24 protein-coding genes and 1 tRNA gene are annotated in these 24,881 nt (G+C 44.7%); 12 read left to right on the top strand and 13 right to left on the bottom strand.

Going from position 1 to position 24,881, the window contains the following annotated elements:
• Nucleotides 1-144 precede the first annotated feature (144 nt).
• Nucleotides 145-221 (top strand) — tRNA-Pro (locus Q0E19_RS09435).
• A gap of 1,022 nt (nucleotides 222-1,243) precedes the next feature.
• On the top strand, nucleotides 1,244-2,008 hold the full coding sequence (locus Q0E19_RS09440) for a hypothetical protein (protein WP_294409212.1): 765 nt from the start codon (nucleotides 1,244-1,246) through the stop codon (nucleotides 2,006-2,008).
• 166 nt (nucleotides 2,009-2,174) lie between these two features.
• Here Q0E19_RS09440 and Q0E19_RS09445 read toward each other — a convergent pair whose 3' ends face one another.
• Nucleotides 2,175-2,858 (bottom strand): hypothetical protein, encoded by a 684-nt coding sequence (locus Q0E19_RS09445; RefSeq protein ID WP_294409213.1) that lies wholly within the window; start codon nucleotides 2,856-2,858, stop codon nucleotides 2,175-2,177.
• Between the two features lie 292 nt (nucleotides 2,859-3,150).
• On the opposite strand from Q0E19_RS09445, the gene Q0E19_RS09450 reads away from it, so the two are divergent.
• The 4 genes from Q0E19_RS09450 (at nucleotide 3,151) to pckA (ending at nucleotide 6,861) form a co-directional block, all read left to right on the top strand.
• Nucleotides 3,151-3,684 (top strand): sigma-70 family RNA polymerase sigma factor, encoded by a 534-nt coding sequence (locus tag Q0E19_RS09450; protein WP_294409215.1) that lies wholly within the window; start codon nucleotides 3,151-3,153, stop codon nucleotides 3,682-3,684.
• Entirely contained in the window at nucleotides 3,674-4,354 is a 681-nt protein-coding gene (locus tag Q0E19_RS09455) for a DUF4367 domain-containing protein (protein WP_294409217.1), read from the top strand. The genes Q0E19_RS09450 and Q0E19_RS09455 overlap by 11 nt, the downstream gene beginning before the upstream one ends.
• A 92-nt stretch (nucleotides 4,355-4,446) precedes the next feature.
• Nucleotides 4,447-4,875 carry a hypothetical protein gene (locus Q0E19_RS09460; protein WP_294409219.1) on the top strand — a complete coding sequence of 143 codons (429 nt, stop codon included), beginning with the start codon at nucleotides 4,447-4,449 and terminating at the stop codon, nucleotides 4,873-4,875.
• A gap of 381 nt (nucleotides 4,876-5,256) precedes the next feature.
• Nucleotides 5,257-6,861 (top strand): phosphoenolpyruvate carboxykinase (ATP), encoded by a 1,605-nt coding sequence (pckA, locus tag Q0E19_RS09465; protein ID WP_294409220.1) that lies wholly within the window; start codon nucleotides 5,257-5,259, stop codon nucleotides 6,859-6,861.
• 823 nt (nucleotides 6,862-7,684) lie between these two features.
• Here pckA and pepF read toward each other — a convergent pair.
• The 12 genes from pepF to Q0E19_RS09525 all read right to left on the bottom strand — a co-directional run bounded on the left by pepF (nucleotide 7,685) and on the right by Q0E19_RS09525 (nucleotide 19,797).
• Nucleotides 7,685-9,493: an oligoendopeptidase F gene (pepF, locus tag Q0E19_RS09470; protein ID WP_294409221.1), complete on the bottom strand. Its 1,809-nt coding sequence runs from the start codon at nucleotides 9,491-9,493 to the stop codon at nucleotides 7,685-7,687.
• A 179-nt stretch (nucleotides 9,494-9,672) separates the two neighbouring features.
• A complete protein-coding gene (locus Q0E19_RS09475) occupies nucleotides 9,673-11,082 on the bottom strand; it encodes a M23 family metallopeptidase (protein ID WP_294409222.1) in 1,410 nt (469 codons plus the stop codon).
• A gap of 54 nt (nucleotides 11,083-11,136) precedes the next feature.
• On the bottom strand, nucleotides 11,137-12,597 hold the full coding sequence (locus Q0E19_RS09480; protein ID WP_294409223.1) for a M23 family metallopeptidase: 1,461 nt from the start codon (nucleotides 12,595-12,597) through the stop codon (nucleotides 11,137-11,139).
• A 138-nt stretch (nucleotides 12,598-12,735) separates the two neighbouring features.
• On the bottom strand, nucleotides 12,736-13,641 hold the full coding sequence (gene ftsX / locus Q0E19_RS09485; protein ID WP_294409224.1) for a permease-like cell division protein FtsX: 906 nt from the start codon (nucleotides 13,639-13,641) through the stop codon (nucleotides 12,736-12,738).
• Nucleotides 13,628-14,317, bottom strand: coding sequence for a cell division ATP-binding protein FtsE (gene ftsE, locus Q0E19_RS09490; RefSeq protein WP_294409226.1), 690 nt, complete (start codon nucleotides 14,315-14,317; stop codon nucleotides 13,628-13,630). The genes ftsX and ftsE overlap by 14 nt, the downstream gene beginning before the upstream one ends.
• 57 nt (nucleotides 14,318-14,374) lie before the next feature.
• Nucleotides 14,375-15,460, bottom strand: coding sequence for a helix-turn-helix domain-containing protein (locus Q0E19_RS09495; protein ID WP_294409227.1), 1,086 nt, complete (start codon nucleotides 15,458-15,460; stop codon nucleotides 14,375-14,377).
• A 560-nt stretch (nucleotides 15,461-16,020) separates the two neighbouring features.
• Complete coding sequence (locus tag Q0E19_RS09500; protein ID WP_294409228.1) at nucleotides 16,021-16,293, bottom strand: HPr family phosphocarrier protein; 273 nt, start codon at nucleotides 16,291-16,293, stop codon at nucleotides 16,021-16,023.
• Between the two features lie 277 nt (nucleotides 16,294-16,570).
• Nucleotides 16,571-17,317 (bottom strand): tRNA (guanosine(37)-N1)-methyltransferase TrmD, encoded by a 747-nt coding sequence (gene trmD / locus Q0E19_RS09505; protein ID WP_294409229.1) that lies wholly within the window; start codon nucleotides 17,315-17,317, stop codon nucleotides 16,571-16,573.
• Nucleotides 17,314-17,832, bottom strand: a complete 519-nt coding sequence (gene rimM, locus Q0E19_RS09510) for a ribosome maturation factor RimM (RefSeq protein WP_294409230.1) — start codon at nucleotides 17,830-17,832, stop codon at nucleotides 17,314-17,316. Before rimM ends, trmD begins: the two co-directional genes overlap by 4 nt.
• A 91-nt stretch (nucleotides 17,833-17,923) precedes the next feature.
• Nucleotides 17,924-18,421 (bottom strand): hypothetical protein, encoded by a 498-nt coding sequence (locus tag Q0E19_RS09515; protein WP_294409231.1) that lies wholly within the window; start codon nucleotides 18,419-18,421, stop codon nucleotides 17,924-17,926.
• A gap of 159 nt (nucleotides 18,422-18,580) precedes the next feature.
• A complete protein-coding gene (locus tag Q0E19_RS09520; RefSeq protein WP_294409232.1) occupies nucleotides 18,581-19,573 on the bottom strand; it encodes a WYL domain-containing protein in 993 nt (330 codons plus the stop codon).
• Nucleotides 19,574-19,575: 2 nt separating this feature from the next.
• Nucleotides 19,576-19,797 (bottom strand): DUF896 domain-containing protein, encoded by a 222-nt coding sequence (locus Q0E19_RS09525; protein WP_294409233.1) that lies wholly within the window; start codon nucleotides 19,795-19,797, stop codon nucleotides 19,576-19,578.
• Between the two features lie 385 nt (nucleotides 19,798-20,182).
• Between Q0E19_RS09525 and Q0E19_RS09530 the strand changes: the two genes are divergently transcribed.
• The 6 genes from Q0E19_RS09530 (at nucleotide 20,183) to Q0E19_RS09555 (ending at nucleotide 24,833) form a co-directional block, all read left to right on the top strand.
• Complete coding sequence (locus tag Q0E19_RS09530) at nucleotides 20,183-20,515, top strand: sigma-70 family RNA polymerase sigma factor (protein WP_294409235.1); 333 nt, start codon at nucleotides 20,183-20,185, stop codon at nucleotides 20,513-20,515.
• A 14-nt stretch (nucleotides 20,516-20,529) separates the two neighbouring features.
• Nucleotides 20,530-21,894 (top strand): PLP-dependent transferase, encoded by a 1,365-nt coding sequence (locus tag Q0E19_RS09535; RefSeq protein WP_294409236.1) that lies wholly within the window; start codon nucleotides 20,530-20,532, stop codon nucleotides 21,892-21,894.
• Nucleotides 21,895-21,971: 77 nt separating this feature from the next.
• Nucleotides 21,972-22,295: a cyclic-di-AMP receptor gene (locus Q0E19_RS09540; protein WP_294409237.1), complete on the top strand. Its 324-nt coding sequence runs from the start codon at nucleotides 21,972-21,974 to the stop codon at nucleotides 22,293-22,295.
• Nucleotides 22,296-22,301: 6 nt separating this feature from the next.
• Nucleotides 22,302-23,297 carry a hypothetical protein gene (locus Q0E19_RS09545; protein ID WP_294409238.1) on the top strand — a complete coding sequence of 332 codons (996 nt, stop codon included), beginning with the start codon at nucleotides 22,302-22,304 and terminating at the stop codon, nucleotides 23,295-23,297.
• Nucleotides 23,298-23,348: 51 nt separating this feature from the next.
• Complete coding sequence (locus Q0E19_RS09550; protein ID WP_294409239.1) at nucleotides 23,349-24,212, top strand: stage 0 sporulation family protein; 864 nt, start codon at nucleotides 23,349-23,351, stop codon at nucleotides 24,210-24,212.
• Nucleotides 24,213-24,833 (top strand): hypothetical protein, encoded by a 621-nt coding sequence (locus tag Q0E19_RS09555; protein ID WP_294409240.1) that lies wholly within the window; start codon nucleotides 24,213-24,215, stop codon nucleotides 24,831-24,833.
• Nucleotides 24,834-24,881 lie beyond the last annotated feature (48 nt).

A 24,881-nucleotide genomic window follows, 5' to 3' on the forward strand; every position in this document is an offset into this window, starting at 1 on the left:
GGCTTTCACCTTTTGAAGCGTCACTTTTACTAAATCTCCCTTCTGAACTTTGGTGACATTTTATATTGCAATTTTCATATGCATAAAAAGATAAAAAAGGCATTGACAAAGCGGAAAAATTAGTGTATAATATATTAGTAATTTCGAGGTGTGGCTCAGTTTGGTAGAGCGCTGCGTTCGGGACGCAGAGGCCGTGGGTTCAAGTCCCGTCACCTCGACCAGTAAAAAGGGCTATGCTTTGAGAAATCGAAAAGCATGGCTCTTTTTATTTTGGTCGAAACGCAGGCTTGAACCCACTGTTCAACGTCCCGTCACCTCGACCAGTCCTCGGACGGGGTCCTCCCGGACGGGGTAATTCGCTACGCTCGACAAGCTCGCTGTCTGCTTTCGTCGCTTTTCATTTAGTGCACGGAAGAAACAGTGAGCTTTTTTTGTCCTCACCGGGCGGGTCTTCCCAGACGGGGTAATTCGGGACACTCGTAAACTCGCTGTCTGCTGTGCTGGCTTTTACTTTTGCGCTCGGAAGAAACTAGGATATGTCTTTTACTTAAACCCACTTTGATTAGGTATTACATTGGCTCTTTTCGGTTTGATAAGGTTTTATCTCGGCTATTGAACGTTTCCGTAGGGGCGACCTGTGGTCGCCAGCTTATACCGATCCTATCTTTCCTATACCTACTGCAATTTACAAATCACCTGCGGTCGCCCGCTTATCCAACTATGTTAAATCCTTATCTTGCCTTTCAACTTTCCGTCAGCACAGTCATGCCAAGCGCTGTGTTGCGCTTATATTTTTTTATTTGCTGCGACAGATCCTTGTGCATATGTACTAAGATAAAGAGAACGCTATTGTGTGTAATGGCGGAAATGCGCCGTTCCCCTTGACAAACGTAAAAACGTCTGTTAAACTTACTTTAAGCAAAGACTGGGGACGGCACCCATAGAAAATAACAGCGTCGCAGCTTGAACGCAAGCCTGTACTGTGCAGGCGGTAAATTTAATATTTAATGTTAAACTGTGCAAGGGGGAGATACCCATAGAAAAAAACGTTATTGTTACAGACCTAAACGGAAAACGAATTGGAGCTACCTATCCCAAAAGGGCTAAGGGGCTTGTGAAAAACGGTCGGGCAGAGTATGTCAACGGCTGTGAAAATGGTACGGATCGTACCAATGATATGAATCGTACCATAAGAATATTGGATACTCATAAGCCGACCGTGGATATTACGGAGGTAAATAATATGAGTAAAGTAATTAATTTTGATCCTAGAGATTTTAAGGCAGATAAGTCCTGCGAAAGTAATGTCATAGCTAAATATTTTGTGACCGACAAGGACGGCAAGAACGCTATCGCCTATTCTATCGGAAACTGGAGTTGGGATTGGACGCAGATATGCTGTGACAAAAAGCTTGAGAAAAATACCGACTATGTTTTCAGATTTGTGATAGTCGGCGGCTATTGCGATACGCAAGACGAAACTTCTCGCTTTATGATCCTGCCGATGCCTGAGGGCAGTTCGGTAGAGGAGGCATATGAGAACTGCTATTCCTATGATTTGGCTCAGAACAGATATAAGCCTCTTCTATGCAAAAAGACCGACGAAGGCATGCTTAGGCTGTTTGAGATACCTTTCAGCACTTTCGACTGTGAGGATTTCAGGTTTGTGTTCGTTGCAATGCACGCCGTTGCAACGCTTTGTGCGCCAAAAGAGCTTTCAGCTTATGCAGATCTTGAGGATATGACTTTTGATGAGGTAAAAGCAGAGATCAACAGCAAAGATGATGATACCGCAAATGTGGCGATCGATTTATCAGGAGCATTCATCACCCGTTCGGCTCTCAACGACATTTTAATACGTTTCGGGGACAATGGAAATTTTGCCGTTGACCTGTCAGGCGCTTGTATAGCAGAAGATGTCAAAAACAAAGAGCAACCTGATTCGGAGTATGCCGACCCCAGTGGTTCTACGAACTGTAACGCAGAAGATATTTTTACAGAGCAATGATAGATCTCATAACTGCAAACATATACTTTACTAAAATATTATGATTTTATAAGTCAACAGGGAAACCATGGTTTGTGGTTTCCCTGTTTTGATTTTCTCTTGTCCCCAAAAAAGGAGTGGTCTTTAACACCACTCCTTTTTGTTATATTTGTTATGCTTATTAATATTACGAATAGCTCAATGACGTAAGCTCTGCTCCGTCTGCGGTCTTGGTGAAGTCAAGGATAAACCTTTCGCCGCCTTTGTATATTGCCTCGCCGTCGGTAAAATCATAGTCGCTGTCATATTCCGAATATGATGTCGCACCGATTTTCAGCTCTATATGCGCCGTACTCCAGCCTTCCTCAAAGTCGATTTTCAGATGCTCCTCATACTTGTCATTTGCTGCGATGGTATGAGTTTCCAACATGGAATTTGCGTTGCGTGTTGCGTCGGGGTCTTCTGTAAGGTCTGTATAATAGTATTTGCCGGGAGTCACCGACAGACATACCTCTTTGTCGCTGCGGTTTTCAGTCACTATTGTGAAGTCTATGCTGTCTGCGTTCTCGCTCATTTCGTATGTGTAACTGCAGCTTATCATACCGTCATCTGACAGCAGCTCGTTATCCGACACAGTTGTAAATCCCACTCTCACAGGTCTTATAGGCTCAAACTCAGAGGTCGTGACATCACTTCCGCTGCTTTCGGGTTCAGACGGAGCGGACGTTGTTTTCTCGGACGATACCTCCGCCGCAGAATATACTGCCGAACTTTCATTTTTAGACGATGAATTATCCGCCGCCTGCGAACAGCCTGCCAGCATTCCCACAGCTGACAGAATTGATACTGTAAAAACAAGATATTTCCTCATAGCTATACCACCTTTCTTCTGTACTTTACGATCCTATGTTTTCCCTGATTTGAGTATAGCACATTCTGCCATTATTAGCAATATATATTTAGAATATTTTTGATATATCTGTATGTTTTCGGCATTTGATACAAATTCCTCCCCTGCTTTCTGTCACAAAAGTCACAACAGTTTTCAAGCTTTTTATGGGCATTATCCTTTGCTCTGCCTCAGTCGGCAAATGTCATAATATGTATTAGAACTTGAATAAATATGGCTTTTATGGTATAATGTGCTGTAAGGATGTGATAAAATGCTCGCAGTTTGTCTGGCAATGATAGATAATGACGATGATCGGAAAAGTTTTGAGAGGCTGGTAGAAAAATATCAGAACAAGTTGTACCACGAGGCATATAAGGTGCTGAACTCCCACGACCTTTCGGAAAATGCCGTTTGGGAGGCTTTTTACAGGATAGCAGAAAATTTTCAATTTGTTTACAATTTACCTGTGCACAAAATGGAGGCTTACCTTATCATAACTATTAAGAGGGAATCTTATAAGATAAGCAATAAAGAGAAGCTTTATCTGAACAGAGGTACTATGTCCGAGGCAGAAAAAAGGCTGAATTTTGACTGGCTCGAACATATGGACAACACTATCATATTGCAGGCTGTAACTGAGCTTGACGAAAAATACAAGGCTGTTTTGGCTTACGTCTACTATTACGGTCACAGCGCAGTTGAAACGGCAAAGATCATGGGCATATCAAAGCGAACTGTTTACAAATACCTGAACAAGGCACATAAGAAATTATCAGAAAGGTTGAATGATGGTTATGATAAATGAAAATTCAGCATTGTACAAAGCCATTGAAGAAGCTGTAATTATCCCTTACGCACAGCAGCTTGCACAGGCTGATGACAGCAGCGTCACATTCTCGGAAGATTACATCAGAAAAATGCAAAAACTTATCCGCCGCAGGAACAAGTCATATTATCCGCTCATAAAGACATCGTTCAGACGTACCGTATGCATCATAGCGGCTGCAATAATAGCCGGAGCAATGACGGTAGCTGCGGTAAAGCCGCTGAGGGACTGGTTCACAGGCTTGTTCGTGAACACTTATGACACTTCGGCTGACGTTGGCTTTGTCAAAGGCGACACAGTTATAGATGATGAGGATATTTTTGAATATCTTGAACCGCAGGATATCCCCGAGGGATTTTCGGTGGAAAGTTCCGTCAGGGAGGACGGTTTCTTTATCATCACTTATACTGACCAAAGCGGCAGGATAATAGACTACAATCAGAGCGACCTCAGCTGTATCCACAGCATTGATACAGAGGGAAAAGGTCTTGAGGAAACAGAGATAAACGGCACAAAAGCCCTTGTTTCCTATAATGACGAGGAGTCTATAATCTGCTGGACGGACAGCGAATACTCTTACATTATATCGGGAGATATACCAAAAAGCGACATAATTCGCATGGCGAATTCGTTGATTACAACAAATTAAAAAAATTTTGATATAAAAGTGTGCACACTTTCACCCAAACCCGTATCTTAATATACAAAAGGGGAAAATTTGCGTGAAAGGAGGTGCATACTATGAAAAAGCTGATCTCTGTGCTTATCTCTGTATGCATTCTTGCGGGCTGTTTCGGAATAACTGCCTGCGCTGATGAAACGAATGTTTATACGGCAAACAGCGTCGGTGCGAGAAACCTGTACACCATGTCGGTAAGCACTTCGCTGTCAAAGACCAACAGCAAAATATCATACTATTGTATGGTAGCGGCAAAATCCAATGCCACAGAGGTAAATATTTACCTTTACCTTCAGGAATACAGGGACGGTAAGTGGGTGGACGTTTCCGCAGTTTCAAAAACAGCTTCCACAAGAACTGTTTATGCGACAAACACCTACGATAAGCACGTCAAGGGCAGAAAATACCGTACTGACGCTCACGTTTATGTTTACAGCGGCAATAAGTGCGAGTATATCCACTCCAACAGTTCAGTAGTTACCAATACATAACCTGAACGTATGCTTAAAGTTCATCACTGCGGCTGCCGAATGATTGATCGGCAGCCGTATTTTTTTATCATTTTGCAGGATAGAGTTCAGTTTCCTGCAAATTATTTTATTAGCTGTAAGATAATGTTATCGAAAATGTGTAAATAATTAAAACAAGCTGTATAAATTAATTGTGAACGCTTGCAATTTGCAAAAAGATATGGTATAATGATATTGCCCTTAAAAGTGCGGTTAGAGGACTAAACATTGTTTTGCAGTGTTCCGTCAGCTGAACTTTCAGCAGTCGGGATAGATCGTATCAGGAAAGAAAATGAATGTGTCACTTCTTTCAGCACATGGGTGTTAAAAATGACAATTTTTTAGAAAAGAGGTTATTGCAGCATGTCAAAAATTGATTTGAGCAAGTATGGTATTACCGGAACCACAGAAGTTGTTTACAACCCTTCTTATGAACTGCTTTTCGAGGAGGAAACAAAAGCTGATCTCGAAGGCTACGAAAAGGGTCAGGAAAGTGAACTCGGCGCAGTAAACGTTATGACCGGCGTTTATACAGGCCGTTCACCTAAGGATAAGTTCATCGTTGTTGATGAAAATTCAAAGGACACTGTATGGTGGACTTCTGACGAGTATAAGAACGACAACCACCCTGCTTCACAGGAAGCTTGGAAGTCCGTTAAGGATCTCGCTATCAAGGAGCTTTCAAACAAGAAGCTTTATGTAGTTGACGCATTCTGCGGCGCTAACAAGGACACTCGTATGGCTATCCGTTTCATCGTTGAGGTAGCTTGGCAGGCACACTTCGTAACAAATATGTTCATCAAGCCAACAGCTGAAGAGCTTGAGAACTTCGAGCCTGACTTCGTTGTTTACAACGCTTCAAAGGCTAAGGTAGAAAACTACAAGGAGCTTGGTCTTAACTCTGAAACAGCTGTTATGTTCAACATCACAAGCCGTGAGCAGGTCATCATCAACACTTGGTACGGCGGAGAGATGAAGAAGGGTATGTTCTCAATGATGAACTACTACCTCCCTCTCAAGGGCATGGCTTCAATGCACTGCTCAGCTAACACAGATATGAACGGTGAAAACACAGCTATCTTCTTCGGTCTTTCAGGAACAGGTAAGACTACACTTTCAACAGATCCTAAGCGTCTTCTCATCGGTGACGACGAGCACGGCTGGGACGACAACGGCGTATTCAACTTCGAGGGCGGCTGCTACGCTAAGGTAATCAACCTCGATAAGGATTCTGAGCCTGATATCTACAATGCTATCAAGCGCAACGCACTTCTTGAGAACGTAACTCTTGACGAGAACGGCAAGATCGACTTCGCCGATAAGAGCGTTACAGAGAACACTCGTGTATCATATCCTATCGATCACATCCAGAACATCGTTCGTCCTATTTCTTCTGCACCGGCTGCAAAGAACGTTATCTTCCTTTCAGCTGACGCATTCGGTGTACTTCCTCCAGTATCCATCCTCACACCTGAGCAGACACAGTACTACTTCCTTTCAGGATTTACTGCAAAGCTTGCTGGTACAGAGCGTGGAATCACAGAGCCTACACCTACATTCTCAGCTTGCTTCGGACAGGCTTTCCTTGAGCTTCACCCAACAAAGTATGCTGAAGAGCTTGTTAAGAAGATGGAAAAGAGCGGTGCTAAGGCATACCTCGTAAACACAGGCTGGAACGGCACAGGCAAGCGTATCTCCATCAAGGATACTCGTGGAATCATCGACGCTATCCTTAACGGCGATATCCTCAACGCACCAACAAAGACTATCCCACACTTCAACTTTGAAGTTCCGACAGCTCTTCCAGGCGTTGATCCTGCTATCCTTGATCCTCGTGACACATATGCTGACGCTTCTGAGTGGGAAGCAAAGGCACAGGATCTTGCTGACAGATTCATCAAGAACTTTGCTAAGTATGAGGTCAACCCAGCTGGTAAGGCACTTGTATCTGCAGGTCCACAGAAGTAATCTTTTGACAGTTGTAAAACCGCATAACAAAAGCCTCCGCAGTAAAATCTACGGAGGCTTTTTTGTCCTCGGGCGGACGGCTCATTTCGCTACGCTCGACAAGCTCGCTGTCTGCTGTCGGGTTTTCTCATTTGTGCTCGGAAGAAACCAAGTGCGGAACTTTTACTGAAACCGACTTTGATGAGGTTTTGTATTGGCTCTTTTCGGTTTAATGAGGTCTTATCTCGGCTTTAAAAGTTTGCATAAAACTTTAAACACCAAACAAAGCAAAAGCAATCGCAAACTATCAAACGCACAAGGCAAAGCGGTCGATCAAGCCCGCCGCTAGAGGGCTTGCAGGGGTAAAATTCTTACTCGACAAGCTCGTAAGAATTAAAGGGGGCAGCGCCCCTTTGTCGCTCCCGCAGGAGCGAAATCCCCATCGGAGGAGCTCCGCACAGGGTGAAAAGTCAACGCCTACGGCAGTTGACTTAGGCAAGCCCTGCGATAGAGGGCTGCCCCTTACTTGCCTACCTCGCTCTTTCCCCTGCAAGGGCTTGCCTCTTGCACGTCCTCGTTCGGGTCTTCCCAGACGGGGTCGTTCGGGACGCTCGGCAAGCTCGCTGTCTATTGTCGGGTATTCCCATTTGTGCTCGGAAGAAACAAAGTGCCGGCTTTTACTGAAACCTATCGCTAACCCCGATTACCTGCGATTGCCGATTATCCCCCAACACCGCTAAACTCTTATCTTGACCTTTCAAAATATGCAAAAGGGCGACCAATGGTCGCCCTTTGTATTGAACTAAACTTTGATAATGTTTAATGCAGATCGTCCGTTTATTATCTATTCAGCCAGTGTTTCCATTTCCTTTATCAGCTCGCCGAACATTTCAAGTGCGTCTGAAACTGGCTTTGTGGTGGACATATCTACACCTGCGATTTTGAGCAGTGTGATAGGGTCTGCTGAGCAGCCGCCTTTAAGGAAGCTGAGATAATCATTTACGGCTGGCTCGCCCTCTTTGAGTATTCTCTGAGAAAGGGCGATGGCTGCGGAATAGCCTGTTGCATACTGGTAAACATAGTAATCATAGTAAAAATGTGGTATTCTTGCCCATTCAAGCTTTATATCCTCGTCAAGAACTATTCCGTCGCCGAAATAAAGCTTGTTAAGCTCGCCGTATATCTCGCAGCACTTTTCAGCTGTCAGGCTCTCCCCTGCTGCGCACATCTCGTTTATTTTCAGCTCAAATTCAGCAAACATAGTCTGTCTGTAAAGAGTTGTTCTGAACTGTTCAAGGAAATAGTTGATAAGATATGCCTTCTCCTTCTTGTCCTCAGTATTTTTCAGAAGGTACTGCATAAGCAGAGCCTCATTGCAGGTCGATGCGACCTCAGCCACGAAAATAACATAATCTGAATATACCACAGGCTGATTTTTGTTGGAGAGGTAAGAGTGAATAGCGTGTCCCATTTCGTGGGCAAGGGTAAACATACAGTTAAGTGTGTCCTTGTGGTTGAGGAGAACGTATGGGTGTACTCTCGCTCCTGCGGAATACGCTCCGCTTGTCTTGCCCTCGTTTTCGTATACGTCTATCCAGCGGTTTTCAAAGCCCTCTTTAAGAATTGCAAGATAATCCTCGCCCATAGGTGCTAAGGCTTTAAGGACAGTTTCCTTTGCCTCTTCAAAGGATATCTTCATATCCACATCGGAAACAACAGGTGTGTAGAGGTCATAGAAATGCAGCTCGTCAACTCCCAGCAGCTTTTTTCTGAGGGCAACGTAGTCATACATATAGTGCATATTCTCGTGAACAGCCTGAATAAGATTTGTGTAGACCTCAACAGGAACTTCATTTCCGTCAAGAGCGGCTTCAAGGCTTGAATTATATCTTCTCGCCTTTGAATAGAACTGAACAGCCTTTATCTGACCGTTGAGTATAGCGGCGCAGGTGTTCTTATATGAGCCGTATGCGGCATACATTGACTCAAAGGCAGATTTTCTCAGCACTCTATCCGAGCTTTGGACTAGTGGGATATAGCTGCCATGAGTTACCTGATGAGCCTTTCCGTCCTTGTCAACAGCGTCAGCGAATTTAAGGTCTGCGTCAGAAAACATTGAATAGATGTTCTCAGGCGACTGTCCCATTTCACCCGTCAGAGCGATTATCCTTTCCTCAGCCTCGGAGAGTATATGCTCCTTTTTGCGTCTTACTCTGTCCAGCTGTCTTTTATAGAGTTTAAGCTCAGGCTTCTGCTCATAAAATGAATTTATGGTTTCTTCGGGGATACCGATAAGTTCAGGTGTTTCAAAGCTGCCTGCGGAATTTATCTCAACGTATGCGTTCATTATCTGACCCATATATCCCTGATATTTCGGGTTCGCCGTATCCTCGTCCGCACGGCGCTGGGCATAGTTGCCAAGGCTGTCGCACAGCACGGATATCTCGTCGGAAAGCTGCATGAACTCATAAAGAGCCTCTGCGCTCTCCCCCAGTCTGCCCTTATATGAAGTCACCTTTTCGGGGATAGCTTTCAGCTTTTCAAGGTCTTTCTCCCAAGCCTCGTCCGTTGGATAGATATCTTCAAGCGCCCACTTGAATTCTTCAGGCACTTCACTTCTCTTTGGTATTCTCTGTATAGTTTCTTCGCTCATTGTCAAAGCCTCTTTTCTATTATTTTATTGTTTAATGAACCTTACTGTTCATTGAACTTTTACTGTTCATTGAACTGTACTTCTATTATACCCCAAAACTTTCCGAATGTAAAGCCTGCAAAGCAACAAAACAAAAAGATCGGACAGCCGTCAGACTTTCCGATCCTTTTTGATATATTTTACTGTGAAACGTCAACATAGTACGCAGGGTTGAGGATATATCCCTGATATCTGATCTCGAAATGCAGATGATCGCCTGTGGAAAATCCTGTTGAACCCATTTTGCCGATAACGTCACCCTGCTTGATCTCATCGCCCACCTCAACGTCAACCTCTGTAAGGTGTCCGTAAAGGGTGATGAAATCATTGCCGTGGTCTATGATAATATAGTTTCCGTAACCGCCGCCGCAGCCGCAGGAAGATGTTTTTCCGTAATCGTGGGTGCAGGTCTGGCTCGCTCTTATGACCGTACCTGTTTCGCTGGCGTGTATCTCCGTTCCGTGTGCGCCAGAGATATCAAGTCCCGTATGGTATGAACCCCATCTTGCGCCGACGCCTGAGGTTATGTTGTAACAGCCCGGCACAGGCCATGCAAAGGTATATGTCGGCTCATTATCTTCAAGCTTTTCTCCGTTCTTCTGCTTTTCCCTTATCTCGGTATGCAGCTCCTCCAGCTTGACATCAGCCAGAGCCATAGTCGCCCTTACCTCATCATCACGGGAGGTCGTACCTGAGGAAGTCTTTAATATTCCCGACAGGTCCTCCTGATACTGTGATTTTTCCGAATCGAAAGCGTCATTTTCCTCCTGTAACTTTTTCTGCTTTTCCTCCAGCAGCTTTTTGGTTTCCTCGGAGGACTGATAAAGCTCGTCCAGTGTTGCTTTCTCCGTCTGATACTGCTCATACTGCGTATCATACTCAGCCTGCTTTGCGGCAAGCTCCTTTTCCTTTGACTCGTACTGCGCTTTCAGCTTATAGAGATTATCTATAATGCTGTCATCGTGCTTTGCCACACGCTTTATAAGCTCCATTCTCATAAGCACGTCATAAAAGCTGTCCGACTCCAGTATCATTGTGGTATAGGAATCCGAGCCTGCGATATACATTGCACGCAGACGCTTTTTCAGTCCCTCAACGCCGTCATTTATCTCCAGCTGAGTGTTTTCAAGCTCACGCTTGTTGGTGCTTATCTCTATTTCGAGAGCGGTCATATATTCGTTAAGAGCGTCTATCTCCTCATTGATAGCGTCTATCTTCTTTTTCAGAATTTTCTGAGTTTTTTCCTCGTCCTTGATATCCGACTCCGCCTGTGACATCTGATCGTCAAGCTCCTGCTGTTTCTGAGCTATCTCCCTCAGTCTTTCGGCATACTGTGTGATATCATAGCTCGGCGCAGCGTCCTCTGAACTTTCGCCGCTGTTGGTATCATCGCCTGCGGCGGAATCCGAGCCTTCATAATAATAGCTTTCTGAGCTGTCTTGATCTGCCTCTGCGCTTGTATATCTGAACCCGCTGCCGACTGTGCCGGAGGCTATCGCCACGGCAGCCGTGCAGGCTAAAATTCTTTTGAAGCTAAAACGCTTGCTCATAGAAATAAATTACTCCTTACTGTTCAACGGTCTACTATATTATACAGCCGTTTATTATACATAATTTGTCGGATCCTGCGCTACTCCGTTAAGGCGCACCTCAAAATGCAGGTGGTCGCCTGTGGAATGTCCGGTCGAACCGATAGGTCCGAGAACATCTCCCTTTTCAACGTGCTGTCCCTGCTTAACGGTTATTCCCTGCGAATGTCCGTAAAGCGTCCAGTAGCCGTTTCCGTGGTCTATGATACAATAATTTCCGTAACCGCCGCCGCAGCCGCAGGAATAGTTCTTACCGTAGTCGTGGGTGCAGGTATTGCTTACGAGAATGACCGTACCTGATGCGGCAGCGCAGATATTTGCGCCTCTGATGCCGTTGGACCAGATGTCTATACCCTTATGATATGCGCCCCAGCGCCAGCCCACGCCGTAAGAGATATGATAAAATCCCGGTACAGGCCATGTGAACATACTCTTGTCAACATAGTTGTAATCTCTGTTGTTGGTAGAGTTATTGCTGTTATTATTTCCGCTGTTGCTGTTTGAACCGCTGTTGGAATTATTGTTGTTATTATTCTGCTGTTGCTGTTGTTGCTGCTGTTTTTTCAGCTCTTCCTGACGCTTGCGCTCCTCTTCCTCAGCCTTTTTCCTTGCAGCCTCTTCCTTATCCTTTATCTCCTGCTGCTCCTTATAGAGTTTCTGGAGCTGAGCCTCAAATTCAGCCTCTTCCTTTTCGATGCTGTCCTTATTGGACTCATAGTAAGCCTGATCTGCGGCAAGCTGGTCGAGGTTAGCCTGACTCTGTGCAAAGAGTTCTTCAAGCTTTTCTTTCTGCTTCTGATGAGCTGCCTGCTGCTCCTCAAGGTCAGACTTGTTCTTTTCAAGGTTAGCCTTTTCCTCGTTGAGAGCCTTTTCGTCATTCTCATACTGCTGCTTGAGGGAAACAAGGTTGTCGATCATTCCGTCGTCATGCTCTGCAACTCTCTTCACAAGCTCTATCTTCATAAGCATATCGTAAAAATCCGTTGCGCCGATGATGATGTCCGAATATGAGCCGCTGCCCGAAACGTACATCGTTCTCACTCTCGACTTGAAATCGCTGACGCCGTCCTCGATCTCCTGCTTTTTATCGGCGATCTGGATCTCCTTCTGTGCGATAGAGTCCTCCAGCACGATTATATCGTTTCCAAGCTCATCGATGGAAGTTTCGAGGGTATAGATAGTTTCCTGAACGGTATTTATCTGCTCCTCGATAGCGTCCTGATTTTCCTGCTCGGCAGAGATATTATCCTTTGTATCGCTGATTTTCTGGTCAAGCTCCTTCTGCTTTTTTTCAAGCTCCGACAGCTTATCCTTTGTATCTGAGATGTCTGTTTTGTTCTTCTTCATTTCCGTGCTTTCAGCTGAGGCGGTTTCTGTGGCAACAACGCCTGAACCTGCGCCGACAAGGGCTGTCATACAAATGACTACCGCAGCCGCACACGCCAGCACTCTCTTGAACTGAGTTATTCTTTTCACGTCAAATCCTCCGTCTGAGTTGAGCTGCGCCGTCTGTTTCTATATCTTTAACTGTACGCAGCATTTTTACACAATCGAGCTTATATAATTAATGGCAGAGCATAAGCATTACCCCCATCCTCTGCCATTAACGTCAAATTAAACTTTAAGGTGCTTGCCTGTACTGATAGAAGTACCGACAGCTCCTATGAACGCACCTGCCACAAGGTAGGATACGCTTACCGGCAGCAGCAGATCGTCGAACGAATAAAGGTTCTGCATACCGAGAATACTCCATATACTGAAGTTGTCATTGAATATGTTGTAAACGCCCTCATAAGCGAACTTAGTCAGCAGCAATGCGCCCAATGCAGCAAGCAAGCCGACGATCATACCCTCAACAAAGAAAGGTATTCTGATGAATGAGTTTGTCGCACCAACATATTTCATAATGTTGATCTCCTTGCGTCTTGCGAAAACGCTGGCTCTCGTGGTGTTGGAAATGATGATAAGACATACTATTACCAGCGCCAGAACCACCGCAAAAGCGACGATAGAGAAAATTCTTCTGATATTGATAAGGATATCGGCGAAAGCCGTAGGCGACTGAGTTGACTCAACGTGATCGAAGGTTTCGATCTGTGTTGTGGTGTCAGCCATTATCTCGATATCCTTGACTGTTATCTTGTATGTATCGGGGAGCGGGTTGTCATCGGCATACTGGAAGAAATTCTTTTCCTCCTCGGTCATGCCCTTGAGCATATTCTCCCAAGCCTCTTCCTTAGTGTAGAGGGAAACGGTATTAACGTTCGGGATAGCTTTCAGCTTGTCGCCAAGCTCCGCCTCCTGCTCCTTAGTTGCAGCATCATCAACGATAACAACTACCTCACTCTGATCCTCGATACCGCCGATAACTCTCGTCAGGCTGATAGCTGTCAGGCAGGAAACGCCTACCATAAGCAGTGATACCAGCAGGATACAGAATGAAGCGAAAGTCATCATTCTGTTGCGCCAAATTCCCTTAAAGCCTTGATTTACAAGGTATCTGAAGCTACTTGCTTTCATTTGAACCTCCTATTACCTCGTCAAAGGCGATAGCGCCTTTGTTGATATTGATTATTCTGCCGCCGAAGTAACGTACAAGGTCATGCTCGTGGGTAACCATAAGAATGGTAGTGCCGCACTCGTTTATTCCCTTGAGAAGTTCAACTATTTCATATGAAAGCGCAGGGTCGATATTACCCGTAGGCTCGTCCGCAATGATAAGCTGCGGATCGTTTACCAGCGCTCTCGCCAGAGCCACACGCTGCTGCTCGCCGCCCGAAAGTTCGGTCGGATAGCATTTAGCCTTTTCGGAAAGTCCAACAAGGCTGATAACGTAAGGCACTCTGCTCCTTATGTACTTTGCAGGAGCGTCGATAACTCTCAATACGAAAGCTACGTTTTCATACACCGTCATTGTGGGTATGAGCCTGAAGTCCTGAAATACCACGCCGATAGTTCTTCTGAGCGCAGGTATTTTTCTTCTTCTGAGCTTTTTGAGGTTAAATCCGTTTACCATGACCGTACCGCTCGTCGCATCGATCTCTTTAAGCACGAGCTTTATCAGCGTAGATTTACCTGCGCCTGACGGTCCGACAACGAAAGCGAAATCGCCGTCGTTTATCTTCAGATTTACTTTGTTCAATGCGTCTACACCACTTGATGAATAGGTGACGGACACATCCTTAAACTCTACCAAAATTTACACCGCCTTAAGTATTTGGGAGTTACACATTCTCCCGACTATAAGGTCCGCTTAGAACTTGACCGGATTGGCTGACAAATATTTTCTTACCATCAGCGCAATCTTAAAGATGATAGCATGGTCAAACTCTCTAAGATCCAGACCTGTGAGTTTCTTGATTTTTTCAAGTCTGTACACCAGAGTATTTCTGTGTACAAACAGCTTTCTTGAAGTTTCCGAAACGTTGAGGTTGTTTTCAAAGAATTTCTGTATAGTGAAGAGTGTTTCGTGATCGAGATTTTCGATAGAACCCTTCTTGAAAACTTCCTTGAGGAAGGTTTCGCAGAGTGTTGTCGGGAGGTGATAGATAAGTCTTGCGATACCGAGATTATCATAAGAAACGATATTCTTGTCGGTATCGAACACCTTTCCGACTTCGAGAGCGATCTGAGCTTCCTTGAATGAACGTGCAAGATCCCTTACACCCTCGATGACCGTACCGATACCAACATTTACACGGGTATAGAACTCGCTTGAAAGGGTATCAGAGATAGAACGTGCCAGCTTTTCAAGGTCCTTCGACTCAACGCCGTTAGCGACTTCCTTAACAAGCACGATATCGGATTCTGTGATATTGAACACGAAATCCTTGTTTTTATCCGGAAACAGATTTTGAATAACATCATATGCTGAAACATCGTTTGAAGAAACTATTCTTATGAGCAGAACGACTCTTGATATATCAGCGCTGAAATGCAGCTCTCTCGCCTTGACATGAACATCGCCGGGAAGAACGTTATCCAGCACAACATTCTTGATGAAGTTGTTTCTGTCGTACTTTTCATCGTAATACTGCTTGATGCTTGAAAGAGTGATAGCGAGAATGCTTGCATACTTCGCAGCCACCTCGTCTGTACCCTCAACAAATACAGCATAGTCAGGCTTCATATGTGCGCCAAAAGGCTTATAGGTATAACCGTCACGGACGAATATATCGTGAGAATCACCCAGATCGAGTGACACGAACTCGTTTGTAGTACCAACCTGAGCCAGTTCGGAGCAGGCGATAATAGTTGCAGTTTCATCTATAACGCCGATAACACAATCTATCGTGTCACGCATCTGATGAACTACGCTTTGAAATAATCTGTTTGACATAAGTTATTCCCCTCTGCTTGCAAATTTGAATTATAATTACCGTGTACAGGCGCAATATGCCCGTCCAGCGGCAAAACGTCTGCTTACTGTAATTATAACAAAAAATGCGGAATTTTGCAAGTGTTTTATAGTAAAAAGTGCAAAAATACATAAAAAACTTTTTACTGACCGCAAAACGGTTACATTTCAGCTTAATGTATTACAAATTGTAACACATTTTTCAATGCAATGTGTGAACACATTGTTAAATTACTTGTGCAATTGTTAATTTTACACAAAATTCGCACTCCATTTTTCTACACTTAGTCATCAAATTGTAAACAATAAATTTTTTATGAACGCTGCCCCGCCCTTTATTTACGCAGTTTTCACCACTTTATACACTGTCTGAAAAAGTTTCACAGCGGCAACAAAGTTGGCGACATTTTACAGCCGATGCACACCCGAATATCGCAAAAATGAACTGCCCAAAGAAACAAAAGGGGGTGCAAAGCAAGCAAAAAAAGGGGATTGTAAAAACAATCCCCTTAACAATATCACTATAAAAAATCAGATAACGATTATCTTGCGTCCTCAGAAAAACCGCTGTCAACCAGGTCTACAAGGCCTTTTACTGCAGCTTCCTCATCAACGCCGTCTGCAATGATCTTTATTGTAGTTCCGCCTACGATACCGAGTGAAAGAATACCGAGAAGGCTCTTTGCATTTACTCTTCTGTCTTCCTTTTCGATCCAGATAGATGACTTGAATTCATTAGCCTTCTGGATGAAAAATGTAGCCGGACGAGCGTGAAGACCTACCTGATTCTGAACAACAACCGTATTCTGTAACATAATTAATCTCTCCATTCTGAATAGTTATAAACTTCATACTCTAATTAAACGGTCTGAGTTGGCATATCGTTTAATTTGATAAATTAATTATACCCGACCAGCCCGCATTAGTCAACGCAAAAATTAGACAAACAATCACCGTTTCTTTTATTTTCGTATACTTTGCCTAAAAGTAACTTACAATCAGGTTAAAATTTGTGCATTTGTTTGTTTTCCTTTTTCGCTATTTATCAGTTTATACAAAATCATTTAACATTTGTATCCGAATTGTCCAAATTCATATTTTTAAATTCGGGTCGGAATTTTTGTATTTGTGAATTATAGCCAAATCATCTGGGGATAATTTCAATTTTTCAAGCAGTTCGGGGCGCTTTTTATAAGTGTTGAGCACTGCCTGTTCATGCCGCCATTTTTTTATATTCGCATGGTGTCCTGAAAGCAGAACGGGCGGCACGGTCATATCGTGCCACACTTCGGGGCGTGTATACTGAGGGTACTCCAGCAGTCCGTTGTAATGGCTCTCGTCCTCATAGCAGTCTGGCTGTGAAAGTGTTCCGTCAAGCATTCTCACAACGCAGTCCACAAGCACGAGCGCAGGAAGCTCTCCCCCTGTCAGCACATAATCCCCTACGGATATCTCCTCATCGACGATAGTTTCGATTATCCGCTCGTCCACGCCCTCATAATGCCCGCATAATATAAATATGCTGTCCAGCTGAGAAAGTTCCCTCGCCCTCTGCTGAGTGAGAGTTTTTCCCTGCGGGGACATATAGATAACGTGAGGCTTAGGCTTTCCCTCCGTTACGGCGCAGTAACAATTATATATAGGGTCGCACTGCATGAGCATACCTTTCTGCTCGCTGTACGGGGTATCGTCCACTCTGCGGTGCTTATCCTTTGTATAATCTCTTATATTATGGCAGTTCACGGTGAAGATATCCTTTGCCCTTGCTCTTCCCACAACGCTTTGGGTAAGATAGCTTTCCAGCATTTCTGGGAAAAGGGTAGCTATGTCAATATTCATCTGACTTCCTCCATGCCCTCGAAAAGTCCTTCGAGGGGAGTTATCTTCATTATGCCATTTTCGGTATCCGTTTCAGCCACCACCTGCGGAATGGCAGGGATATAGTACATTTTGCCGTCCTGAGCCTTAATATGATATACGTCGTTTGCGCCCGTTTCGGTAACGTCGGTTATAGTTCCGTAAACTCTGCCGCTGTCGGCGTCCACAACTTCAAGACCGATAAGGTCGGCGATAAAGTAACAGCCTTCGTCAAGCTCCACGTCATCACGGCTGATATAGAGGACACGGTTGCGTATCTTCTGCGCCTCTTCAACGGTATCGACGCCCTTTATCTTCATAACGACGATATTTTTTGCACGTCTTGACTTTTCTATCTCCACAGGAGTTCCGCTTTTATAATAGAGTGTATCGAACTCGCAGAGAAATTCGGGTGAATCGCACCACGGCTGCACCTTTACCTCGCCTTTTATACCGAACACCGATACTATTTTTCCCGCTTCAAGCAGATTATTCAAGCTAACACTTCCTTACACAAAATTATTTTATTATTTTTATTATTTTTCAGTAACAATTTTACCATACCCGCTGAGATAAGTCAACAGTGCGTCACTTTATATCTCCCAGCTTGCTGACATCGACATAGTAGTTAGAGTAGTCCACAGGGTTCACGAACACGCCAAGCTGAACTCCTTCAAGATATGGTGTGGGGTCATTCAAAAACGGCTTGCTCGTAAAAACGAACTCTCTGCCTGTTTTCTCGTCCGTATAGAAACAGTCTATCACATATGGGTTAAAGCCGTTGACGGTATTGTTCATATCCACACGGACTTTCTGCTTCTGTGGAATGATGAGCATATGTTCAAGGTCAAGCCTTGACTTTTTCCGCTTGTCAAAATACGGCACGATGAGCAGCTTTATCACAGCCACCATTATAAGCAGTATCACCGCCCACGACACCAGAAACGGCATACTCAGCACAAGTCCCACCAGACCCAGTATAATGAGCAGCACCGCTGCCACAGGACCTGCGAACATAACTATCACCACGAACAAGGCGACGGACAATATTATTCCCAGTACAGCCAGCAAAATAGTCAATATCATTTTATATCCTACCTCCCCTTTCTTCTAAGGCATCACATCTTACAGTGCTGCCTAAACAAAACACCCTCTGAACTGCTTATATCGCTGTCAGAGGGCATTTTTACGGTATCTTTTCTCTTTCCCGTTTACTTTTCTCCAAAATCTCCAAAATTTCAAAGATCAAACCTTTTTATAGCAAGAGCCAAGCTCTTCTATGTACTCTGCCGCCTGCTCCACAACGTTTTCAGGGGCAAGTATCCTCGCTTTCGTTCCGAACTGGAAGAACCAGCCCCAGAACGTAGGAGCGATCTGCACGTCCGCCGTTAAGCAGAACGTATTTTCCGAATTTCTGTGAGGGTGACAGTTCATTCCGAACTTATCTATCACCGCATTGGCAAGGGAATTATCAAACTGCATTGTAACGCTCTCAAGCTTACCGCCGTACATACCGTATACAGACTGCTGATTAGCTATCTCAGCCTTATCCTCATCGCTGGCTTTCCTGCGCTCGGTATCGGTATTCTCCACATTCACCATTCTGTCCACTCTGTAACGGCATATTTTCTCATGCTTATTGCAGTAGCACACAAGATAGTAGTTCTCATTTTCCCACACAAGGGAATAAGGCGAAACGGTATATACCTCTCCCCCATGCTTCAGCACCTGCTTTTTATCGGGGTTGAATTCGGTATACTTGAACCTTATCTCCGTTTCATTGAAGATGCCTGCCTGTATCTTGTTTATGGTGTAGTAGATCTGTTCGTTGAAATTCTTTACACGGTTCTCGACATAGAACATACGTCTGAGCTGCTTCGCCTTATAGTCGGAAGTCAGCGACTGTATTTTCTTTATAAGCTCCTGCGACTTTTTCTTTGTGAGAAATCTGCATGACGCAACTGCGTCCGCAAGCACAAAAAGCTCCTCGTCCTGAAAAGTACGCTGTGCAAGATAGTATGCGTTTGAATGACCGTCCTTTGTGGTCTCGATATCCATACCGCTGTCGCACAGGGTCTTTATGTCGTCGTATATAGTTTTTCTCTCAGCCTTTATACCATCGGCGGCAAGCGTTTCGATCAGCTTTGCCCCCGTTATGGAATGGCTCTCGTCGGTCTTGCTTTCAAAAAGCTTCTTCATTGTCAGAAGCTTTTGTTTCTGCCTTGATAGTCCTGCCACTTTTATTTGTCCTCCCCGCTGCGCTTCATATCCGAAACTTTTATCTTAGAACCGTCGGGTTCAAGGATCGTCGTATGCTCAAGGGTGTTGGTAAAATTTGCCCTTATCGCCAGCCTATACTCCGTCCTGAGCGCCTGCCTCTCATTTTTTTCTTCTTCGGTAAGCTCTCTTTTTCTGGAAATAGCTGTAAGCTCCGACAATCTGTCAAGCTTTTTTTTCTCCATAAATTTTTACACTGCTCCTTAAAAACTTGTCCCGATATTTTTATTTTTGCGGGACATAATTTTATGATATAGGATAAAAAACACCTTCGGGCTTACACAATACCCTCAGGATATCAGAAATATACTGTTTGTTCTGCGGAACATTTCTCTTTATATTTTTTTAATTTTTACAGTCCAACAAAACGCCCAGAACCCATTCTGTAAGTAGTATTATATCATACATTTCCCCAAAATGCAACGGTAAAATGCACAAACAGTCCGAATATTTTCCCTCAATTTCACCAAATTTCAAAAAAATAGTTTCCCGTCTTGACTTTGACCACAATATATAGTATACTATTTTTAAGAACATTTGTTCGTACAAAATTACAGGAGGCGAAGTTTATTGCAGTACAGGAGGGTAGATCTTGATCTTGCGGAGAGTGAAAAGGCGGGGCAGAACGTCCCTGTGGGGTATGACGGAGATGATGATGTCGGCGGTTCGGCAGGTCGGCACATTTTCGGCAGCCGAGCCGTTTTAGATCTTCTCAACGACAATTTGACGAAAAAGCAAAAATGTTATATAATGTTATATTACAGAGATAAGCTGACTATGGACGAGATCGCAGAGCGTATGGGCGTTTCAAAGTCCACAGTTTCACGGACGATAAAGCGTGGACGTGAAAATCTTCTCAGAGGGGCAAAAAAGCGCTGCATAAGGCAGCTGCTGGATTGCTGAAAAGGAGGTGCGCTATGTCAGCGCCGATAAATGAATTTATAAAAAAATATGCACAGAGCGGTACGGTGAGGTTTCATATGCCGGGTCACAAGGGCGTGAAGTTTCATGGTATGGAAGATATGGATATAACCGAGATAAGGGGTGCAGACTATCTTTTTGAACCCGACGGCATAATCGCACAGAGCGAGGCTCAGACTGCCGCCGCATTCGATACGGCAAGGACGCTTTACTCCACCGAGGGTTCGAGCCTTTGCATAAAGACGATGCTTGCGGTCATTGAGCTTAAAAGGAAAAGCAAGGGCAAGCGTATGCTGTGCGTTGCTCCGAGGAACGTTCACAAGGCTTTTATAAATGCCTGCATACTTCTCGACGCTGAGGTTTTCTGGGTATATCCGAAAAAGCCCAGCAGTTCTATTTGCTGTGGTGAGATAACTGCGGAGGATATAGAAAAAGCTATTGCGGAATGCGAAAGTTCAAAGTTCGGCAGAAAGCCCGACTGCGTTTATGTGACCTCGCCCGACTATCTGGGGAACATATGCGATATAAGTGGTATGGCGGAGGTCTGCCATATAAATAGTATACCGCTTATATGCGACAACGCTCACGGGGCATATCTTAAATTCCTGGAGGAGGATATCCACCCTATTACACTGGGTGCGGATATGTGCTGTGACTCTGCTCACAAGACTCTCCCCTGTTATACGGGCGGAGCGTATCTGCACATTTCAAAAAATGCGCCGAAAGTATTTTCCGAATGTGTGAAAAACGCTATGTCGCTTTTCGCCTCCACAAGTCCATCGTATCTTATTATGCAGAGCCTTGACCTTTGTTCGGAATATATAAACGGTGAATACAGAAAAGAACTTGCGGAAACTGTAAAGCGCACTGCGCTGTGCAAAGAGCGGATAGCCTCATACGGCTGGGTGCTGTGCGGTGATGAGAAGTGCAAGATAACCATAAACGCAAACAGGAGCGGTTTAGAGGGGACAGAGCTTGGTGATATGCTGAGGGAAAATGGCATAGAGCCTGAGTACACTGATCTTACTTACGTTGTGCTTATGATAACGCCTTTTAATAAGGAGAGAGATCTCGAGGTTCTTGAAAAAGCTATGACGAAGATAGTTCAGCCTAAAATAAGAGTTCGTCCGCAGGAAGATGATATTTTCATACCTCGTGCAAAGCCGAAAATGAATATCCGCAGGGCGGCTTTTTCGGACTGCACTTCTGTAAAGGTCGATGACGCTGAGGGCAGGATATGCGCTATGACCGTTACCTGCTGTCAGCCTTCTGTACCTATCGTTATCAGCGGCGAGGAAATTACTGCGGATATAATAAAAATTCTTAAAAGGTATAGCATTTATGAGATAAATGTGATATAATGATATTATCTGAATGTATTTGTATGTCGAAAGGAGGATATGCTTCCTGCCCAATAAGCACGGAGCATAGTTACGATATGAAACTTGTGTATGCAATAGTAAACAATGATGACGCTTACTCGGTAAACAAGGGACTTTCCAAAAAAGGAATAAGGGCAACAAAGCTCGCTTCATCAGGCGGATTTCTTATGGCGGGAAACACCACCTTTATGATCTGCTGTCAGGACGGCGAGGTGGACAGCGTTATCGAGGTCCTCAAGGAACATTCACGCAAGAGAAAACAGTTCGTTCCTTCCTCCGCTGTAATGGACAACACAGGGGGACAGTCTTATCCCGTTGAGGTTTCTATCGGCGGCGCTACTATTTTTGTTACAGATATCGAACGTTTTGAGCAGGTCTGACCTTTTATGAAGATATACGGAAACGAAGAGGTCGTTCAGACTGTCGCCGGTATGATAAGAAAGGGCAGAGAGCCTCATTCTATCATGATACACGGCGAAAAAGGTCTGGGGAAGAAAACTCTTGCGAAATATATTGCGGCTCAGCTTATGTGCGAGGAACATTCGGGTATGCCCTGCGGTCACTGCAAGGCTTGCAGAATGCTTGAAAAGGGCGTTCACCCCGATCTTATCATCGCACAGGCGAACGACAAGGGGAACTATCCTGTGGAGAATATCCGTGAGGGGATAGTTGCGGATTCGGTGGTCATGCCCACAGAGGGCAGTATGAAGGTATACGTCATACCCGATTTTGACCGCTCGACCATAACTTCTGTCACCATACAGAACATACTGCTGAAGCTTATTGAAGAGCCGCCGGAGCATACCGCTGTCATAATGACAGCACGTTCAAAGGAAGTTTTTCTCGACACCATTATTTCGAGAGTGCTTTCCCTTGGTATGGTGAGCGTTACGGACGGCGAAAGCGCAGATTTTCTCCAGAACAATTTCCCCGACAAGTCACCGGAGGAGATCTCGGCGGCGGTATATGCAGGCAGAGGAAATATCGGAAGATGCTCCGACTATATAAAAAGGGAACAGTTTTTCTACTCTGCGGCGGCTGCAAGAGATATTGCGGCTGCGGCGGCAGGGGGCAGCGAATACGAAATACTCAAAGCCTTTGTTCAGACGGACGGCAAAAAGGCTATGGTCAGAGAGGCTGTATATCTTTTCTCGGAGATAGTGCGGGACGCTTGTATTTTCCGTCTTGAGGGAAAAGGTTCGGATATGTCGGTGAGCTGCGACAAAAGGCTTGCGGCAAAGCTTTCGGACAGGCTCTTATGCTCTTCCTGCACAGAGCTTTACGATACGCTGGAAGAATACATCAGACGCATAGACGCAAACTGCAATCTTTCCATGACGGTGAACAGCCTTGCGGGACAGATAGCGCAGATATGCAAATAGATACATTTATTTCAACTATTTCAACTTTTCGGTTTTAGAAAGGAAAAGCTTATGCTTAAGATCATAGGAGTGCGCTTTAAAAGCGTGGGAAAAATATACTACTTCAATCCCCTCTTCAACAGGATAAATGTGGGCGACCACGTTATCGTTGAAACGTCAAGGGGGATAGAGTGCGGCGAGGTCGTTCTCACAGACAGGGAGATAGACGAAACGAAGTTCAACTCGCCTATCAAGCCTATTATCCGTGTTGCGACAGAGGCGGATTTCAAGACCATTGAGAAAAATAAGGAGAAGGAAAAGGACGCTTTCAGGATATGCGAGCAGAAAATTGCCGCACACAAGCTGAAAATGAACCTTATCGACGTTGAATGCACCTTCGACAACAACAAGCTGCTTTTCTACTTCACCGCTGAAAACAGGGTGGATTTCAGAGAGCTTGTAAAGGACCTTGCGTCCATTTTCAGGACGAGGATAGAGCTGCGTCAGATCGGCGTAAGAGATGAGGCTAAAATGCTGGGCGGACTTGGAATATGCGGTCAGCCTTTCTGCTGTTCGAGATTTCTGGGCGAGTTTCAGCCTGTATCAATAAAAATGGCAAAGGAACAGGGACTCTCCCTTAACCCAACAAAGATATCGGGTACTTGCGGCAGGCTTATGTGCTGCCTTAAATACGAGCAGGACGCTTATGAAGATCTTCTCAAACACACACCAAAGGCAGGAGCGATAGTAAAGACCGCTGACGGCAAGGGTGTTGTCGAGGAAGTCAACCTGCTGACAGGAAAGCTGAGAGTAAAACTTGACAAGAGCGATAATGTGGTAACGGTCAAGAAAGATGATGTTGAGGTCATAAAGGACGCTGTTATCAAGCTTGACAAGCACGAGATAAAGGCTCTTAAAGGACTGGAGGGAAAGTAAATGCCGTCATCACCTGTACATCTGAAGCTTGCTTATATGATGAGCGATGAAATGGGAATAGAAAATAAGGCAGATTTCCTGCTGGGTTCCATAGCTCCCGACAGCGTTAATTTCGGAACTGAACAGGCAAGCGAGGAGGTCCGCTATGCCGCACATATCCGTTCGAGGGATTACGACATATGGAAAAAGCAGCTCCACGATTTTTATATCAATAATAAGGAGAGATATTCCCATTGTCCCGACTACCTCAAAGGCTATATGTTCCACTGCTGGGCGGATATAGCTTGGGACGAGGCGGTTCAGCCAAAGCTTTTCGATTTCCTCGGAACGCTCGGCTACGGCTATGACGATATGACAAAGCAGAAATGGCGTGAGCTTTACAGGTTCAACAGCGTTATCGTTGCTGAGGAAAGCTATAAGGAATGTGTAAGGCTTGTAAAAGAGGCTGAGCCACGGACCATTGCCGCCTGCTCCGCAGAACTTATCGGCAAGTACCGCAATTATGTGGCGGACGATTACAGGGACAAGATAATTGACGAAAAGCCGCTTTTCCTCGGTGAAAAACAGATGGAGGATACCATAACTCAGCTGCGTTCGCAGGGTTACATAATTTATCCGTAAAAAAATAAAAAACATAAAAAGCATAAAAAATCAATGCAGTACCGCAAA

The sequence above is a fragment of the uncultured Ruminococcus sp. genome, assembly GCF_934476685.1.
Lineage (GTDB): Bacteria > Bacillota > Clostridia > Oscillospirales > Ruminococcaceae > Hominimerdicola.